Raw genomic sequence first — 16,221 nt, forward strand, 5'->3', positions numbered from 1 at the left:
TGAGCCTCTGGTATCCTCGCCCGCATGAAAAAAACACTTCCTCTCAGTTTGATCGCTGCCCTCGGTGAAAATCGCGTGATTGGCGTCGACAACAGCATGCCCTGGCACTTGCCGGGGGATTTCAAATACTTCAAGGCCACCACACTGGGCAAGCCGATCATCATGGGTCGCAAGACCTGGGATTCGCTCGGTCGCCCGCTGCCCGGCCGGCTGAACATCGTGGTCAGCCGTCAGACCGACCTGCAACTTGAAGGCGCGGAAGTCTATCCGTCGCTGGAAGCCGCAGTGATTCGGGCGCAGGAATGGGCGCTGGCGCAGGGCGTCGATGAGCTGATGCTGATTGGCGGCGCGCAGCTGTATGCGCAAGGCCTGGCACAGGCCGATCGGCTGTACCTGACCCGCGTGGCGCTGAGCCCCGAGGGCGATGCGTGGTTTCCGGAGTTTGATTCGAACCAGTGGAAACTGGTGTCGAATGTTCCGAATCCGGCGGAGGGCGATAAGCCGGCGTACAGCTTCGAGGTTTGGGAAAAAGCTTAAAAGCATCGCGAGCAGGCTCGCTCCCACAAGGGTTGTTGGTGTTCACACACTATGTGTTTCACCTTGCCCACTGTGGGAGCGAGCCTGCTCGCGATAGCGGTCTGTCAGACGCAGCTTAAGCCTGCGCCAACTCCTCATGCTCATCCGCATCCAGCAGCGCTTTGTCAGTCTGCTGCATGATCTGGCTGGTAATCGCACCGGCAGTCATCGAACCACTGACGTTCAATGCCGTGCGGCCCATGTCGATCAGCGGTTCAACCGAGATCAGCAGCGCCACCAGTGACACCGGCAAGCCCATGGCCGGCAGTACGATCAGCGCAGCGAAGGTTGCGCCGCCACCGACACCGGCAACCCCTGCCGAACTCAAGGTCACAATCGCTACCAAGGTCGCGATCCACAGCGGGTCCAGCGGGTTGATGCCCACGGTCGGCGCCACCATGACCGCCAACATCGCAGGGTAAAGACCGGCACAGCCGTTCTGGCCGATGGTCGCGCCGAACGAGGCGGCGAAGCTGGCGATCGATTGTGGAATGCCCAGGCGGCGGGTTTGCGCTTCGATACTCAGCGGAATGCTCGCGGCGCTGGAGCGGCTGGTGAAGGCGAAGGTCAGCACCGGCCAGACCTTGCGGAAGAAGCGCAGCGGGTTGATCCCGGCCAGCGACACCAGCAGGCCGTGAACCACGAACATCAGGCCCAGGCCGATGTACGACACCACCACGAAACTGCCGAGCTTGATGATGTCTTGCAGGTTGGAACCGGCGACCACTTTGGTCATCAGCGCCAATACGCCGTACGGGGTCAGTTTCATCACCAGACGCACCAGACGCATTACCCAGGCTTGCAGGGTGTCGATGGCGTTGAGCACTTTCTGACCTTTTTCGACGTCATCCTTGAGCAGTTGCAGCGCCGCGACCCCAAGGAATGCAGCGAAGATCACCACGCTGATGATCGAGGTCGGCTTGGCTCGGGCCAGATCGGCAAACGGGTTCTGCGGGATGAACGACAACAGCAACTGCGGGACATTCAGGTCGGCAACCTTACCCGCGTAGTCGGTCTGGATGGTTTGCAGGCGAGCCATTTCCTGGGTGCCGGCGACCAGGCCTTCAGCCGTCAGGCCGAACAGGTTGGTCAGGCCAATGCCGATCAGCGCCGCAATGGCGGTGGTGAACAGCAGGGTGCCGATGGTCAGGAAGCTGATCTTGCCCAGCGAAGAGGCATTGTGCAGACGGGCGACGGCGCTGAGGATCGAGGCGAATACCAGCGGGATCACGATCATTTGCAGCAACTGCACATAACCGTTGCCGACCAGATCGAACCAGCCGATCGAGGCCTTCAGCACCGGGCTACCGGCGCCGTAAACAGTGTGCAGCGCAACACCGAACACCACGCCCAACACCAGAGCGACCAGGACTTTTTTCGCCAGGCTCCAGGTGGTGTGACGGGTTTGTGCCAGGCCAAACAGCAAGGCGAGGAACACCAGCAGATTGAGGATCAGCGGCAGATTCATTGAGACTCCAAAAAGACTTGTGCCAATCGCGTTCCAGGGCGATTGCGAACCGGCAAGCCTAACAGCTTGATATCTAAAGAATTAATATCAAAAACGCATGGCGACCGTCGTTTTTGGAATAAGGCCGTGACGCTGTCGCGAATGCCAGTGACGGGTTCTGAACGCAAACGGTCGTGCGCAGACGAGGACTGTCACACTGATTTGTTAGCGTCGATGGCTTTCATTCAGGGAGAGATGCACATGAAGTTCGTACCGAAACTGTTAGCCGTCGCACTGTGCCTGGGTCTTGCCGGTCAGGCGTTTGCCACCGAACTCAAGCACTGGCCCGAGGCCCAGGCCAAGCAGCTGGACGCGATGATCGCGGCCAACGCCAACAAGGGTAACTTTGCGGTGTTCGACATGGACAACACCAGTTACCGCTACGACCTTGAAGAGTCGTTGTTGCCGTTCATGGAGAACAAGGGCCTGATCACCCGCGAGACCCTTGATCCTTCCCTGAAGCTGATGCCGTTCAAGGACACCGCCGACCACAAGGAAAGCCTGTTCAGTTACTACTATCGCCTCTGTGAAGTCGACGACATGGTCTGCTACCCATGGGTCGCTCAGGTGTTCTCGGGGTTCACCCTCAAGGAACTCAAAGGCTACGTCGATGAGATGATGGCCTCCGGTAAACCGGTGCCGAGCACCTATTACGACGGCGATGTGGTGAAGAACATCGACGTCCAGCCGCCGAAGGTCTACACCGGCCAGGCCGAGCTGTACAACAAGCTGATGGAGAACGGCATTGAGGTCTACGTGATGACCGCAGCTTCCGAAGAGCTGGTGCGCATGGTCGCGGCTGATCCGAAGTACGGTTACAACGTCAAACCGCAAAACGTGATCGGCGTGAGTACGCTGCTCAAGGACCGCAAGACCGGCGAGCTGACCACCGCACGCAAGCAGATCAGCGCCGGCAAGTATGACGAGAAGGCCAACCTGGGCCTGGAGTTGACTCCGTATTTGTGGACGCCAGCGACGTGGATGGCCGGCAAGCAAGCGGCGATCCTGACCTACATCGACGAGTGGAAAAAACCGGTGCTGGTGGGCGGCGACACCCCGTCCAGTGACGGCTACATGCTGTTCCACAGCGTCGACGTGGCCAAGGGCGGCGTGCACTTGTGGGTCAATCGCAAGGACAAATACATGACCCAACTCAACGGCATGATGGCCAAACACGCTGCCGCCCAGGCCAAAGAAGGTCTGGCCGTGACAGCGGACAAGAACTGGGTGATCGTCAAGCCGGAAGATATTCAGTAACCGGGGCGTGGCTAAACACACACTCACAAGCGCCATAGATCCAATGTGAGAAGGGCCGGGCGACGTTCGCTTGCTCGCGAAAGCGGTCTGTCATTCAACATCATTAGTGAATGTGACGGCCTCTTCGCGAGCAAGCCCGCTCCCACAGTTGACCGAGTTGATCACATAAAAATGCCCCGCACTTGGCGGGGCATTTTTGTGTTCAACGGTTAAGCATTACAGCCCGTCGAGCATCGCTTTGTTACGCACAGCGCCCTTGTCGGCACTGGTGGCCAGCAAGGCATAGGCTTTCAGTGCGGTGGTCACTTTACGTGGGCGCACTTCAACCGGTTTCCAGCCTTTCTTGTCTTGCTCGACGCGGCGCGCAGCCAACTCTTCGTCGCTGACCAACAGGTTGATCGAGCGGTTCGGAATGTCGATCAGCACCTTGTCGCCGTCCCGTACCAGACCGATTGCACCGCCGGCAGCGGCTTCTGGCGAAGCGTGGCCGATGGACAGGCCCGAGGTGCCGCCGGAGAAGCGGCCGTCGGTGAGCAAGGCGCAGGCTTTGCCCAGGCCCTTGGATTTCAGGTAGGACGTCGGGTAGAGCATTTCCTGCATGCCCGGGCCGCCTTTCGGACCTTCGTAGCGAATGATGACGATATCGCCTTCTTTCACTTCATCGGCAAGGATGCCGCGTACGGCGCTGTCCTGGCTTTCGAAGATCTTCGCGTTACCTTCGAAGACGTGGATCGACTCATCGACGCCAGCGGTTTTCACCACGCAGCCGTCGAGGGCGATGTTGCCGTACAGCACGGCCAGGCCGCCTTCTTTTGAGTAGGCGTGCTCGACACTGCGGATGCAGCCGTTTTCACGGTCGTCGTCGAGGGTTTCCCAACGGGTCGACTGGCTGAACGCGGTTTGGGTCGGGATGCCTGCCGGACCGGCCTTGAAGAAGTGGTGCACCGCTTCGTCATTGGTCTGGGTGATGTCCCACTTGGCGATACCTTCCGCCATGGTCTTGCTGTGCACGGTCGGCAGGTCGGTGTGCAGCAAGCCGCCACGGGCCAGGGAGCCGAGGATGCTGAAGATCCCGCCGGCGCGGTGCACGTCTTCCATGTGGTACTTCTGGATGTTCGGCGCGACTTTGCACAGTTGCGGAACGTGGCGCGAAAGACGGTCGATGTCGCGCAAGTCGAAATCGATCTCGGCTTCCTGGGCAGCGGCCAGCAAGTGCAGGATGGTGTTGGTCGAGCCGCCCATGGCGATGTCCAGCGTCATGGCGTTTTCGAACGCCTTGAAGTTGGCGATGTTGCGCGGCAACACCGACTCGTCGTTCTCGCCGTAGTAGCGTTTGCACAGTTCGACGATGGTACGGCCGGCTTGCAGGAACAGCTGTTCACGGTCGCTGTGGGTGGCCAGTGTCGAACCGTTGCCCGGCAATGCCAGACCGAGGGCTTCGGTCAGGCAGTTCATCGAGTTGGCGGTGAACATGCCGGAGCACGAACCGCAGGTCGGGCAGGCGCTGCGCTCGTACTCGGCGACTTTCTCGTCAGAAGCGCTGGAGTCGGCGGCGATGACCATGGCGTCGACCAGGTCGAGGCCGTGGCTGGCGAGTTTGGTCTTGCCGGCTTCCATCGGGCCACCGGAGACGAAGATCACCGGAATGTTCAGGCGCAGGGCGGCCATCAGCATGCCAGGGGTGATCTTGTCGCAGTTGGAGATGCACACAATAGCGTCGGCGCAGTGGGCGTTGACCATGTACTCGACGGAGTCGGCGATGATCTCGCGGCTCGGCAGCGAATACAGCATGCCGTCATGGCCCATGGCGATGCCGTCATCGACCGCGATGGTGTTGAATTCCTTGGCGACGCCGCCAGCACGTTCGATCTCGCGGGCGACCAGTTGGCCGAGGTCCTTGAGGTGGACGTGGCCCGGTACGAATTGGGTGAACGAGTTGGCAATGGCGATGATCGGCTTTTTGAAGTCGTCATCTTTCATCCCCGTGGCGCGCCACAGTGCGCGGGCGCCGGCCATGTTGCGGCCATGGGTGGATGTTTTCGAACGGTAATCAGGCATGGAGCACTCCGGGCGGCTAAGCAGGTATCAAAAGGGGAGTGAGCTTCTATTGACCTCGGGAACACTCAGAAATGGCCGTGTGTCCGAAAGTTGCCGATGACTTTGCGGGATCGCCGCGCGCCTCAGCCTGAGCTCATAAACCCGCCGGGGGATGACTGGCGATGAATCGTTCGATTCTACACCGCTGGCGTCAGGAAGGAATGGCGGGAAACGTTGAAGCAGGGCTTGTGAAGCGTGATGAGTGACGACTGGCGGGCTGTCAGTCGGGAATTAGCCCGGGCTGGCGTCTTTCGGTCAGGGCGTTCAAGGTCAGTCCGGCAATACTCAACACTATGAAACACAGCGACAAGGACGTTTGCAGGTTGCTGGTGGTCAGGTTGATCACCACGCTGATCAAGCCACCGACAATGAAGATCAGCATGCTTCCGGCCGACGCCGAAGTACCGGCGTTGTCGGTAAAAATGTTCATGGCTCTGGACGTGGCAGCGGGGCGGGCGATGGTGGTCCCGGCGGTGCAGATGATCATCGGGACCAGTACAGCCAAGGTCGACAGACCCCATTGATTCGACAAATAGAGCATCACCAGACCTGACAACAGGATCAGACAAAGCCCGGTGATGATCTGGATGTTGGGATTGATTCGTCTGCCTGCCAGTGCCGCAAGAATGCCGCCGATAACGTATGCCGCACCATAAGCCAGCAAGGTCAGCGCGAACTCGTAGGCTGACATTTGCAACTGCTCCATGAAGATCAGTGGCGAGATGACGATAAAGGAAAAGTGACAGGCGAATGCAAAGGCTGAAATGAGCCACCAGGCGATAAAGTCGAAGTTACTACAGACCCGGCGGTAGGCCTGGAAGATATTCGCTTGTGGCCCCAGGCTCTTGCTGGGCAAGCTTTCCAGAAAGAAGCATGCCTTCAAGAATACGGCTGCGGCCAAGGCGGTAAACACCAGAAAACTGCCTGGCCAATCCATCAGCTCTTGCAGAAAGGTTCCGGCCAGCGGCGAGACGGAAATGAAAATGCCGGTAGCGGTGACCATCAGTATCCGCAAGCGGTCACGTTCCTGGCCTTCGAACAGGTCTTGCACCAGCGCCTGGGACAGCACGAAACAGCCACAACCCAGAGCCTGGACGACGCGGAACAACAGAAAGTAGACGTACTCGGTGGACAGCACACAGCCGACGGCACCGAGCATTGAAACAGCCATGCCTGACAGCAGCAGACCCTTGCGGCCAATGATGTCCGAAAGTGGCCCGATCAGCAGTTGGGAGAAAGCAATGCCGATGGCGAACAGGCTGATGGACAGCGCGATGTCTGCTGGCACTGTCCGAAAATGTTCCGATAGCGCAGGAAACGATGGCAATAGAACGTCGATCGGAAATACTCCGAGCAGGGTCATCGCCATCAACAGGCCGATGGCCCCTCTGCGTTTTTTTTCCCCCATTGCCGCCGTCACTTCAGGCATCGATCAGCCCCGCCCTGATGAAGAGTTGCTGGTTATAGGGCAGAGCAAAGAAACCGGATTTTTTCATCGCCCGTAGCGTGACTGATGCTCCAGAGCGGGCGCGCTGAATACCCGCTTGTTCACCAGAAACATCGCTGAGAATGTCGACTATGGACGCCGTGGGCAGACCGACGCTGCGTAGGCCTTCACTCAGCCATTGTTCATCGACCTCAAAAAAAGCCCCGATGACCTCCAGTAGAAATTTCCCTGCAAACGTTTGTTGGCCGCTGTCCATCGTCAGCCACAGGTAGTTGAATACTTCGCAGAAATATCGGCTGTGCCGGGCCTCGTCTACCAAGTGGTCAGTGAGCATTTCGTGGACAGTGGAAACCAGGCTGTCGCGGGTAATGTCGAGCAACTCTTTGGCGATGATCGTTTCCGAGACAAACCCGATCAGGAACCATGCAAGGGTCTTGTATTTATTGCGGGCTTTGTCGACCAAGGCTTTTAAACGGTGTATTCGTCGCGGCATCGTGCGGCGATTTTTGATCCTGTAGAGGTCTGCGACCTGCTCGGCCACCAGGTTGGAAAACAACGCGTGATAACCCTCGTCGGTATAGAGCTGAAGGGCTGCGGTTTTCATCCGCACGGGGATTACGGCGTTGAGTTCGCCATGCACGATGGTCTCGACCGCACGATTGACGACCCGATGTTCGAGCGCGGTGGTGTAGTCGAGGAAGTACACCAGATGGTTCGCGGCCAGCCGATGGCGGATTGCTTGTCCGGCTTCCTCAAGCAACGGGTGTTTCAGATAAGGCAGGAAGGCCGGGGGGAACCAGTCTCTGGTTTCCAGTTCGCGCTCAAGTTCAGGAGGCAGCAGGTAAGCGTTCTGGCTGCTGCGCACCGATGCGTTGTTGTTCCAGTCACCCAGGGTAAACCTGCGGATCGGCGAGACTGGCAGGGAGTCTGGTTCATTGATCGCAATGGGCATCATCGGTTTCCTGGCAGTTGATCAGGGCTTTCAGTTCCACGCACAGCGCTTGTCCGTCGCCGTGTCCGCAGCCGACAAAAAACAAAGGTTGTTCGGCGCTGTCTTGCAGCCCCAGCAGTGCTTCGACCCGATCGTCTGTGAGGGCCCCGGTCAACCAGGTGTTCAGCCCCAGGGAGGTGGCGATCAACTGAAAGGTTTGCGAGATGTGGCCGGCTTCGACATAGGCCATTCGGTAGGCTCGCGAGTGTTCATATTTCCACCACAGCGCGTCGAAGCGCGACGTGATGAACAATCCAAATGGCAAGTTGTTGATGAAGTGCTGGCCGCACAGCAGTTGACCGAGCGGCTCTTCAGGCAAGGGCTTCACCAGGCTCAGTGCATGCCGATCGCTGTGGTAGCAGTAGAGTCCAGGCTTCAACTGACTGACATTACGGACATAGACGAACCCTTCACAGGCATTCAGCCCTCCACCGGAAGGGCTGCTGCGTCTGGCTCCGAGGCCTTCAGGAATGGCGTCGTCGCTATCGTTTTCACGTTCTTTCAGATAACCGAGGGACAGGTACAGCAGCGTGCTGACGTCGCTCAGCGAGACAGCATCTTCATTGAAGGCGCGACAGGTTTTCCTGCTGAACAATGACTTGACCAGAGAGCTGGCCGGTGAGCTGGAAGGGGGCGGCAGGACAATCAGGTCGTCTGTCGGGTATTGCGCGCGCATCTCCGTTGGCGATGGCGTGGCCAGTACTTCGTTGCAATGGTCCAGATACTGTTTTGACCATTCATGAATGTCGTAGGGCGTCTGTTCACAGGGAATGTTTTTTGTTCCGGTGTGGAAGATTTTTGAAAGTTCATCCCATCCCCATTTCATGGTGTCCACTTTTGCAGTTGTCAGTAGGTGGGTATTAAGAAGATCGCTATCGATTAAGTTGTTGCTGCAGAATTGCCCGGGGTCTTCAATAAGTTGTATGAGGCGAGTCGAATATTCCAGGTTTAACTCGAATTGAGTGTGGTTCTTGTAATTCCAGATTATTAAATGGGGAGGGCGTGCGAGCATGAATAAATATGGGTTTATATGCATGGTGGCTGGAATACTCTGAAGGTGGTCAGAGAGGGCGCTGGGGTGCCGGCACTCCCCAGCGTCTCAATCACTTAACGGGCTTTTGGGGCAACCAGAAAAGCCAGGTTAGCGATTTTTGCAGCTTCCATATTAATAGCTTTCATTTTTGTAACTCCCTGTAGTTATGCAGCTCGTAATGGGTGCCACCTGCTTGGTGACATTTAGAGAATAGGTTGTATTGAACTTTCAGCAAGGGAGAATTTGGTAGGAGTGTTCCAGTAATTTTGTGGGAGTGATCCCACAGGTTAGAGCTGATTGTAAGTTCTATTCACTGGGTTGGCAGGTGCGCGGAAACGTCCTGCAAATTGATAGGGCGATAAGAGTAAGAAAGTTATGTTTTGAATAGGGTGAAAGTTCGTCAGGGGGGAGCCATGACGGGGAGCCGGTGGGCTCCCCGCCAAGCCAGCGAACTCAGCTGTTAGGCAGCAGGCGGCAGGTGATGCTCTTGATGTAGCGGGTTTCAGCGATGGCCGGGTGCACCGGGTGATCCGGCCCCTGACCGCCACGTTCCAGCAGCTGGATGTTGCGGTCCAGGTGACGGGCGCTGGTCAGCAGGATGTTCTGCAGATCGTCTTCCGGCAGGTGCATCGAGCACGAAGCGCTGACCAGGATGCCGTCCTTGTTGAGCAGACGCATGGCTTGCTCGTTCAGGCGACGGTAGGCGCCTTCGCCATTCTTCATGTCTTTCTTGCGTTTGATGAAGGCTGGCGGGTCGGCCACGATGACGTCGAATCGTTCTTCGTTGGCTTTCAGCTCTTTCAGGGCTTCGAACACGTCGCCTTCAATGCAGGTCATTTTGTCGGCGAAACCGTTCAGTGCGGCGTTACGCTCGACACCATCGAGGGCAAAGGTCGACGCGTCGACGCAGAACACTTCACTGGCACCGAAAGCGGCAGCTTGCACGCCCCAGCCGCCGATGTAGCTGTACAGGTCCAGCACACGTTTACCTTTGGCATAGGGTGCCAGGCGCGCGCGGTTCATGCGGTGGTCGTAGAACCAGCCGGTTTTCTGTCCCTGAATGACTGGCGCTTCGAACTTAACGCCGTTCTCTTCCAGGGCAACCCACTCAGGCACCAGGCCGAAGACGGTTTCGACGTAGCGGTTGAGGCCTTCGGCGTCACGGGCCGCAGAGTCATTCTTGAACAGAATGCCGCTTGGCTTGAGCACTTGGGTCAGCGCAGCGATCACGTCGTCTTTATGAGCTTCCATGGTCGCCGAAGCGATCTGCACCACCAGGATGTCGCCGAAACGGTCGACCACCAGGCCCGGCAGCAGGTCGGAGTCGCCGTAGACCAGGCGGTAGAACGGCTTGTCGAACAGGCGCTCGCGCAGGGACAGCGCAACGTTGAGGCGGTGCACCAGCAGCGACTTGTCGAGCGGCAACTTGATGTCGCGCGACAGCAGGCGAGCGCAGATCAGGTTGTTCGGGCTCATGGCGACGATGCCCAGCGGCTTGCCGCCGGCAGCTTCGAGAATCGCTTGATCGCCAGCCTTGAAGCCGTGCAGTGGGGTGGCGGCTACGTCGATTTCGTTACTGTAGACCCACAGGTGACCGGCGCGCAGGCGACGGTCGGCGTTGGCTTTGAGGCGCAAGCTTGGCAGGGACATGACGTCGCTCCAGGTGAAAAAAAAGAGCGGGATTATAGCGCTAGATGGGAGGCGCAGCGCGGTTGTTTCTGGGCGTTGCGTCGGACAGATCGCCCATGTGGCGGATTTTTTCCGCTAGAATCGCCCCTTGGCCCAGAGTGAGTACGTATGTCCCAAGAGCTATCTTCCGAACAGATTCAACAGGCCCTGCAAGGCATCAGCGTGCCGCCTCAGCCGCAAATCATGGTGGATTTGCAGATGGAGCAGTACATGCCGGACCCGGACCTGGAAGTGATCGCGAAGTTGATCTCCCAGGACCCGGGCCTCTCTGGCGCCTTGTTGAAGATCGTCAATTCGCCCTATTACGGGCTGAGCAACAAGATCGCCTCGATCCAGCGCGCGGTGAACCTGCTGGGCAGTCGTTCGGTCATCAACCTGATCAACGCACAGTCGATCAAGGGCGAGATGAATGACGACACCATCGTCACCTTGAACCGATTCTGGGACACCGCCCAAGACGTGGCGATGACCAGCCTGAGCCTGGCCAAGCGCATTGGTTCGCAAGCGGTGGACGAGGCTTATGCTTTAGGCCTGTTCCACGATTGTGGCGTGCCGTTGATGCTCAAGCGCTTCCCCAGCTATATGTCGGTGCTGGAAGAAGCCTACGCCAGTGCCAACGCCGAGTGCCGGGTGGTGGATACCGAGAACCGTGTGCTCAATACCAACCACGCGGTGGTCGGTTACTACACTGCGAAGTCCTGGCGTCTGCCGGAGCATGTGACCGACGCCATCGCCAATCACCACAATGCGCTGGCGATTTTCAGCGATGAATCATCCCGTAACAGCCAGTTGAAAAACTTGCTGGCGATCCTGAAGATGGCCGAACACATTTGCGCGTCGTATCGGGTGTTGGGTAATCAGACCGAAGACCACGAGTGGGATAGCATCGGGCCGCTGGTGCTCGATTATGTCGGCCTCTCGGACTACGACTTCGAAAACCTCAAACAGACGATTCGCGAGCTCGGCGCTCATCATTGAGTGTCGGTTTTTCAGCTGATCCGGGAACACCATGCCTGAACTGCCAGAAGTCGAAACCACCCGTCGCGGTATTGCCCCGTTCCTTGAAGGGCAGCGCGTCAGCCGCGTGATTGTGCGTGATCGGCGTCTGCGCTGGCCGATCCCCGAGGACCTCGATGTGCGGCTGTCCGGGCAGCGCATCGTGTTGGTGGAGCGACGCGCCAAGTATTTGCTGATCAACGCCGAGGTCGGCACGTTGATCAGCCATTTGGGCATGTCGGGAAATCTGCGTCTGGTGGAAGTCGGCTTGCCGGCGCTCAAGCACGAGCATGTGGACATCGAACTCGAGTCCGGCCTGGCGCTGCGATACACCGACCCGCGGCGTTTTGGGGCGATGCTCTGGAGCCTTGATCCGCTGAATCACGAATTGCTGGTTCGTCTGGGGCCGGAGCCGCTGACTGATCTGTTCGATGGCGAGCGGCTGTTCCAGCTGTCACGCGGGCGTTCGATGGCGGTCAAGCCGTTCATCATGGACAACGCCGTGGTGGTCGGGGTCGGCAACATTTATGCGACCGAAGCACTCTTTGCTGCCGGGATCGACCCGCGCCGCGAGGCCAAGGGGATTTCCCGGGCGCGCTATCTGAAGCTGGCAATCGAGATCAAACGCATTCTGGCCGCCGCGATCGAACGCGGCGGCACCACGCTTCGCGACTTCATTGGCGGTGACGGCCAGCCGGGCTATTTCCAGCAAGAGCTGTTCGTGTACGGTCGTGGCGGTGAGCAGTGCAAGGTCTGTGGTAGCGAACTGCGGGAAGTTCGCCTCGGGCAGCGCGCCAGCGTCTTTTGCCCGCGTTGTCAGAGCTGAGAATTCCTACGGTCTATAGTTAGTGGTCTGACTGCCTAGCCGAAGGACCGTGCCATGACATCGATTCGAACCCTTGCTGCCGCGCTGCTGTTGAGCATCGGCTTATCTGCCCAGGCGTCCGACGGCGGCAGTGGCGACCCCAATTACAGCATCCACAACCCACCGGCCTACGCGATGATCGGCGATCTGCTGATCGCCCGTCCGTTGCTGGTGGCGGCGACGGTGATTGGTGCGGGGGTGTTTATCGTGTCCTTGCCGTTTACCGCGCTGGGCGGCGGGGTAGGTGATGCCGGGCAGGCGCTGGTGGTCGATCCGGCGAAAGCGGCGTTCGTCCGTTGCCTGGGGTGTGTCGGGGAGGGGTTTGAGCAGCAGAACTGAATCAGCTGGATCATCGGTGTGGCTGATGGCCTCTTCGCGAGCAGGCTCGCTCCCACATTAGATTTGCTTTGGGCACAAATTGTGTACACACAGCAGATCCAATGTGGGAGCGAGCCTGCTCGCGAAGAGGCCTGGACAAACGCTACAAAAACACCAGATTCAAGCCTTGCCGGTAAGCTTGCGGTACTTCTCCATCAACTGCTCTTGAGTTTCTGGATGCGCTTCGTCCAGCGGAATGCAATCCACCGGGCAAACCTGCTGGCACTGTGGTTCGTCGTAGTGGCCGACGCACTGGGTGCAGAGGTTCGGGTCGATCACATAGATCTCTTCGCCCTGGGAGATGGCGGCGTTCGGGCACTCGGGTTCGCAGACGTCGCAGTTGATGCAATCGTCGGTGATGATCAGGGACATTGGGACTCCTGCCAGGGTAGTTTGCCCAGGCATCTGAAAACTGATGCGTACAATTGTGCCGCATCGGCGCCCGCAGTGCACGCAGGCGCGATGGACTGCAAGAGATTGCAGTTTGCGGCAGCGCTTACTTCTTGAAGCGCAGGGTCAGCGCGTCGGCCACGACAGGGTGGACGAACTTGGTGATATCGCCGCCCAGGGCAGCAATTTCACGGACCAGCGTCGAAGAAATAAACGAATAACGCTCGGACGGGGTAAGAAACAGGCTTTCCACGTCCGGGGCCAATTGGCGGTTCATGTTGGCCAGCTGGAATTCGTATTCGAAGTCCGATACCGCGCGCAGGCCACGCAGGAACACGTTGGCGTTCTGCTCTTTGGCAAAGTGCGCCAGCAGCGTCGAAAAGCCGACGACTTCGACGTTCGGCAGATGTTTAGTGACCTCGCGGGCCAGCTCCACACGCTGTTCCAGGGGAAATAGCGGGTTTTTCTTCGGGCTGGCGGCGACGGCGATGATCACATGATCGAACAGGCGCGAGGCGCGTTCGACCAGATCGCCATGGCCCTTGGTAATAGGGTCGAAGGTACCTGGGTACAACACTCGGTTCATCGCGTCGTCCTGGCGGGAGTCCGTTGGGGAGTCGGATGGTATCGCAGCCTTCCCGGTCGGCCAAGTCGCCTTTGGGGTAAGAAAGCACTATAGACGATGCGAATTATGGGTTTTTTCATGGGTTTTTTAAACGGATGGCCAACGCTGTCGCCAGTTGCGCGGTCAGCCCATAGACCGACAATTGCGGGTTGGCGCCAATGCTGGTGGGGAACAGCGAGCCATCATGGATCGACAGATTACTCAGTTGATGATGACGGCCGAGACTGTCGGTGACGGCATTTTTCGGGTCTTCACCCATGGCACATCCACCCATCACATGAGCACTGCCCAGTCGTGTGCGGTACAGCTCGAGACTCAGGCCGTCGATCAGCGCGCGTGCTTCAGCGAGGGTTTTCACGTAGCGCGCATCGACGTGCATCGGCATGACCGCGTTGGCACCGCCGGCGAACTGAATCTCGGCCATGCTATGAAACGCTCGACGTATCCCGTCCCAGGCATAGGCTGAGACCTGATAGTCGAGCACTGGTGAGCCATCGCCGCGCAATTCGACACTGCCGCCAGGGCTGTCCGGGTGAAAACCGTCACGCAGCAGGGCCAGCATCGCGTGGGTGTGCGGCAATTGCTGCATGTGGCGAGCGTTCTCTTCACCAAAGCCACCGAGCAAGGTCGCCGCCAGCGCAGGGTGTAGTGGCGGCACTTCCAGCTTGTAGGACATTTTGCCGGTGGTGCCGTCCTGCCATTGAAAGTGGTCGGAGTAAATCGACTGCGGCGCGCCGTAGAACGGGTTGATCACCTCGTCGAACAGCCCGGCGGACATGTTCACCAGGTGCAGAAAGGTCCGCTTGCCAAGCCGTTCATGGGGATCCGGGGCTTTGGAACGCAGCAACAGCGCCGGGCTGTTGATGCCGCCGCCGGCCAGCACGTAATGTCGCGCCTTGACGGTGATGCTGCGCCCGGTCGGCGCCACGCAGCGCTCATCCATTGCCACGCAGCGCAGGCCGGTGACTTTGTCGTCCTTGATCAGCAGGTGTTCGACACGGGCCAGATAGAGCAGCTCACCGCCTTTTTCCAGGGTCGCGGGGATGGTGGTGACCATCATCGATTGCTTGGCGTTGGTCGGGCAGCCCATGCCGCAATAGCCGAGGTTCCAGCAACCGCGCACGTTGCGCGGGATCACGTGCCAGCTGTAGCCGAGCTGTTCGCAACCTTTTTTTATCACGTCGTTGTTCGCGTTGGGCGGCACCAGCCATGGGGCGACGCCAAGGCGCTGCTCCATTTTTTCGAACCAGGGCGCCATTTCCGCCGGGCTGTGGCCCTTGACGTCGTGTTCCCTGGCCCAGTGTTCGAGGGTTGGTTCGGGGGTGCGAAAGCTTGAGGTCCAATTGACCAGCGTCGTGCCACCGACTGCGCGGCCTTGCAGGATGGTGATCGCGCCATCCTTGCTCATGCGGCCGATGCCTTCCTGATAAAGGCTGGAATAGGCCTGGTCTTCGAGCATCTTGAAGTCGCTGCTGGTCTTCAGCGGGCCTTCTTCGATCAACAGCACTTTGTAGCCGGCAGCGCTGAGGATTTCGGCGGTGGTGCCGCCGCCAGCGCCACTGCCGATGATCGCGATGTCGGCTTCGAGTGTCAGATCATTGGCCAGTTGCGAGCCGTTGTAGGTTTTCCAGCCACGGGCCAGGCCTTCGCGGAACGGATCGGGTACGGGCATCTTTGGGCTCTCTTATTGTTTTGGATTCGGTGGTGATGCGGCTGGCGCCTTCGCGAGCAAACGGAACGCCGCCCGGCTGCTCCCACATGGATCGCGCGCCCCTTGTGGGAGCGAGCCTGCTCGCGATAGGGACACCTCGGTCTCAAACGGCGGGCGGCCCCGGATACCCGCAATGTGCCCATGATTCGGCGCGCTTGTACCAGGCCATCATCACCAGTTGCAGGATCGAGCTGTGGCCCATGCGCAACAGGCTCAGCGAGCTGTTTTGCCAGCGCCGCAGGAATTGGCGAATGTCGTCGCTGCTGGCGTTTTCCCAGTGGCCCCAGATTCCGGTCAGTGGCCCGCGAGTGATAGCCATGGCGAGCACATCGAACAGTTGTTGGGTCAGCTTGAGCATTTCCGGCGACAGGTGATTGAGGTCGTGGTCGAGCGATTGCAGGGTGCCTTCGACGGCGGCCGGGAGTTTTTCGACGGCCACGGCGCCGTCGAGCATCACCGGGATCAGCGCGCGCAAGAACGGCAGATCACTGCTGCGCAATATGGCGAAACCGCTGGCCGGGCTGCTGGCCGAGCAACCACTGAGACTGGCGCCAAGGCCGGCCGTGGTCAGGAAGGCCGTGGCGCAGAGACTGAATTTGAGCAGGCCGCGCCGTGTCAGCGCGGGGGATTCGGTCAGGCTTGGGTTCATTATTGTTATT

15 protein-coding genes are annotated in these 16,221 nt (G+C 58.9%); 5 read left to right on the forward strand and 10 right to left on the reverse strand.

Annotated features, from left to right (window positions below):
- Window positions 1–24 precede the first annotated feature (24 nt).
- Entirely contained in the window at window positions 25–537 is a 513-nt protein-coding gene (locus AC1DHT_RS01140) for a dihydrofolate reductase (protein WP_427546229.1), read from the forward strand.
- A gap of 115 nt (window positions 538–652) precedes the next feature.
- Here AC1DHT_RS01140 and AC1DHT_RS01145 read toward each other — a convergent pair whose 3' ends face one another.
- The gene (locus AC1DHT_RS01145; RefSeq protein ID WP_427546231.1) at window positions 653–2,044 is read right to left on the reverse strand and encodes an L-cystine transporter; all 1,392 of its coding nucleotides are present in this window, start codon (window positions 2,042–2,044) and stop codon (window positions 653–655) included.
- Window positions 2,045–2,284: 240 nt separating this feature from the next.
- Here AC1DHT_RS01145 and AC1DHT_RS01150 point away from each other — a divergent pair, with 240 nt between their 5' ends.
- Window positions 2,285–3,340 carry an HAD family hydrolase gene (locus AC1DHT_RS01150; protein ID WP_427546233.1) on the forward strand — a complete coding sequence of 352 codons (1,056 nt, stop codon included), beginning with the start codon at window positions 2,285–2,287 and terminating at the stop codon, window positions 3,338–3,340.
- A gap of 216 nt (window positions 3,341–3,556) precedes the next feature.
- Here AC1DHT_RS01150 and ilvD read toward each other — a convergent pair whose 3' ends face one another.
- The 5 genes from ilvD to AC1DHT_RS01175 all read right to left on the reverse strand — a co-directional run bounded on the left by ilvD (window position 3,557) and on the right by AC1DHT_RS01175 (window position 10,558).
- Window positions 3,557–5,398, reverse strand: a complete 1,842-nt coding sequence (gene ilvD, locus AC1DHT_RS01155; protein ID WP_427546235.1) for a dihydroxy-acid dehydratase — start codon at window positions 5,396–5,398, stop codon at window positions 3,557–3,559.
- Between the two features lie 259 nt (window positions 5,399–5,657).
- Window positions 5,658–6,866: an MFS transporter gene (locus AC1DHT_RS01160; RefSeq protein WP_427546237.1), complete on the reverse strand. Its 1,209-nt coding sequence runs from the start codon at window positions 6,864–6,866 to the stop codon at window positions 5,658–5,660.
- Window positions 6,859–7,836, reverse strand: coding sequence for a diiron oxygenase (locus AC1DHT_RS01165; protein WP_427531869.1), 978 nt, complete (start codon window positions 7,834–7,836; stop codon window positions 6,859–6,861). Before AC1DHT_RS01165 ends, AC1DHT_RS01160 begins: the two co-directional genes overlap by 8 nt.
- Window positions 7,817–8,911 (reverse strand): SagB family peptide dehydrogenase, encoded by a 1,095-nt coding sequence (locus AC1DHT_RS01170; RefSeq protein WP_427546238.1) that lies wholly within the window; start codon window positions 8,909–8,911, stop codon window positions 7,817–7,819. The genes AC1DHT_RS01165 and AC1DHT_RS01170 overlap by 20 nt, the downstream gene beginning before the upstream one ends.
- A gap of 450 nt (window positions 8,912–9,361) precedes the next feature.
- Window positions 9,362–10,558, reverse strand: coding sequence for a class I SAM-dependent rRNA methyltransferase (locus tag AC1DHT_RS01175; protein WP_427531873.1), 1,197 nt, complete (start codon window positions 10,556–10,558; stop codon window positions 9,362–9,364).
- Window positions 10,559–10,759: 201 nt separating this feature from the next.
- Here AC1DHT_RS01175 and AC1DHT_RS01180 point away from each other — a divergent pair, with 201 nt between their 5' ends.
- The 3 genes from AC1DHT_RS01180 to AC1DHT_RS01190 are packed head-to-tail and all read left to right on the forward strand — an operon-like array spanning window position 10,760 to window position 12,797.
- Window positions 10,760–11,575 carry an HDOD domain-containing protein gene (locus AC1DHT_RS01180; RefSeq protein ID WP_427546244.1) on the forward strand — a complete coding sequence of 272 codons (816 nt, stop codon included), beginning with the start codon at window positions 10,760–10,762 and terminating at the stop codon, window positions 11,573–11,575.
- A gap of 31 nt (window positions 11,576–11,606) precedes the next feature.
- Complete coding sequence (mutM, locus tag AC1DHT_RS01185; protein WP_054594486.1) at window positions 11,607–12,419, forward strand: bifunctional DNA-formamidopyrimidine glycosylase/DNA-(apurinic or apyrimidinic site) lyase; 813 nt, start codon at window positions 11,607–11,609, stop codon at window positions 12,417–12,419.
- Between the two features lie 54 nt (window positions 12,420–12,473).
- Window positions 12,474–12,797 carry a multidrug transporter gene (locus AC1DHT_RS01190; RefSeq protein ID WP_427543946.1) on the forward strand — a complete coding sequence of 108 codons (324 nt, stop codon included), beginning with the start codon at window positions 12,474–12,476 and terminating at the stop codon, window positions 12,795–12,797.
- Window positions 12,798–12,956: 159 nt separating this feature from the next.
- On the opposite strand, the gene AC1DHT_RS01195 is transcribed toward AC1DHT_RS01190, so the two are convergent.
- The 4 genes from AC1DHT_RS01195 to AC1DHT_RS01210 all read right to left on the reverse strand — a co-directional run bounded on the left by AC1DHT_RS01195 (window position 12,957) and on the right by AC1DHT_RS01210 (window position 16,211).
- Window positions 12,957–13,208 carry a YfhL family 4Fe-4S dicluster ferredoxin gene (locus tag AC1DHT_RS01195; RefSeq protein WP_019694109.1) on the reverse strand — a complete coding sequence of 84 codons (252 nt, stop codon included), beginning with the start codon at window positions 13,206–13,208 and terminating at the stop codon, window positions 12,957–12,959.
- 124 nt (window positions 13,209–13,332) lie between these two features.
- The gene (gene coaD / locus AC1DHT_RS01200) at window positions 13,333–13,812 is read right to left on the reverse strand and encodes a pantetheine-phosphate adenylyltransferase (RefSeq protein ID WP_008019993.1); all 480 of its coding nucleotides are present in this window, start codon (window positions 13,810–13,812) and stop codon (window positions 13,333–13,335) included.
- A gap of 115 nt (window positions 13,813–13,927) precedes the next feature.
- A complete protein-coding gene (locus AC1DHT_RS01205) occupies window positions 13,928–15,523 on the reverse strand; it encodes a GMC family oxidoreductase (protein ID WP_429538876.1) in 1,596 nt (531 codons plus the stop codon).
- Between the two features lie 142 nt (window positions 15,524–15,665).
- Entirely contained in the window at window positions 15,666–16,211 is a 546-nt protein-coding gene (locus AC1DHT_RS01210; RefSeq protein WP_427543940.1) for a twin-arginine translocation pathway signal protein, read from the reverse strand.
- Window positions 16,212–16,221 lie beyond the last annotated feature (10 nt).

It is taken from the genome of Pseudomonas sp. 05N432 (assembly GCF_056396945.1).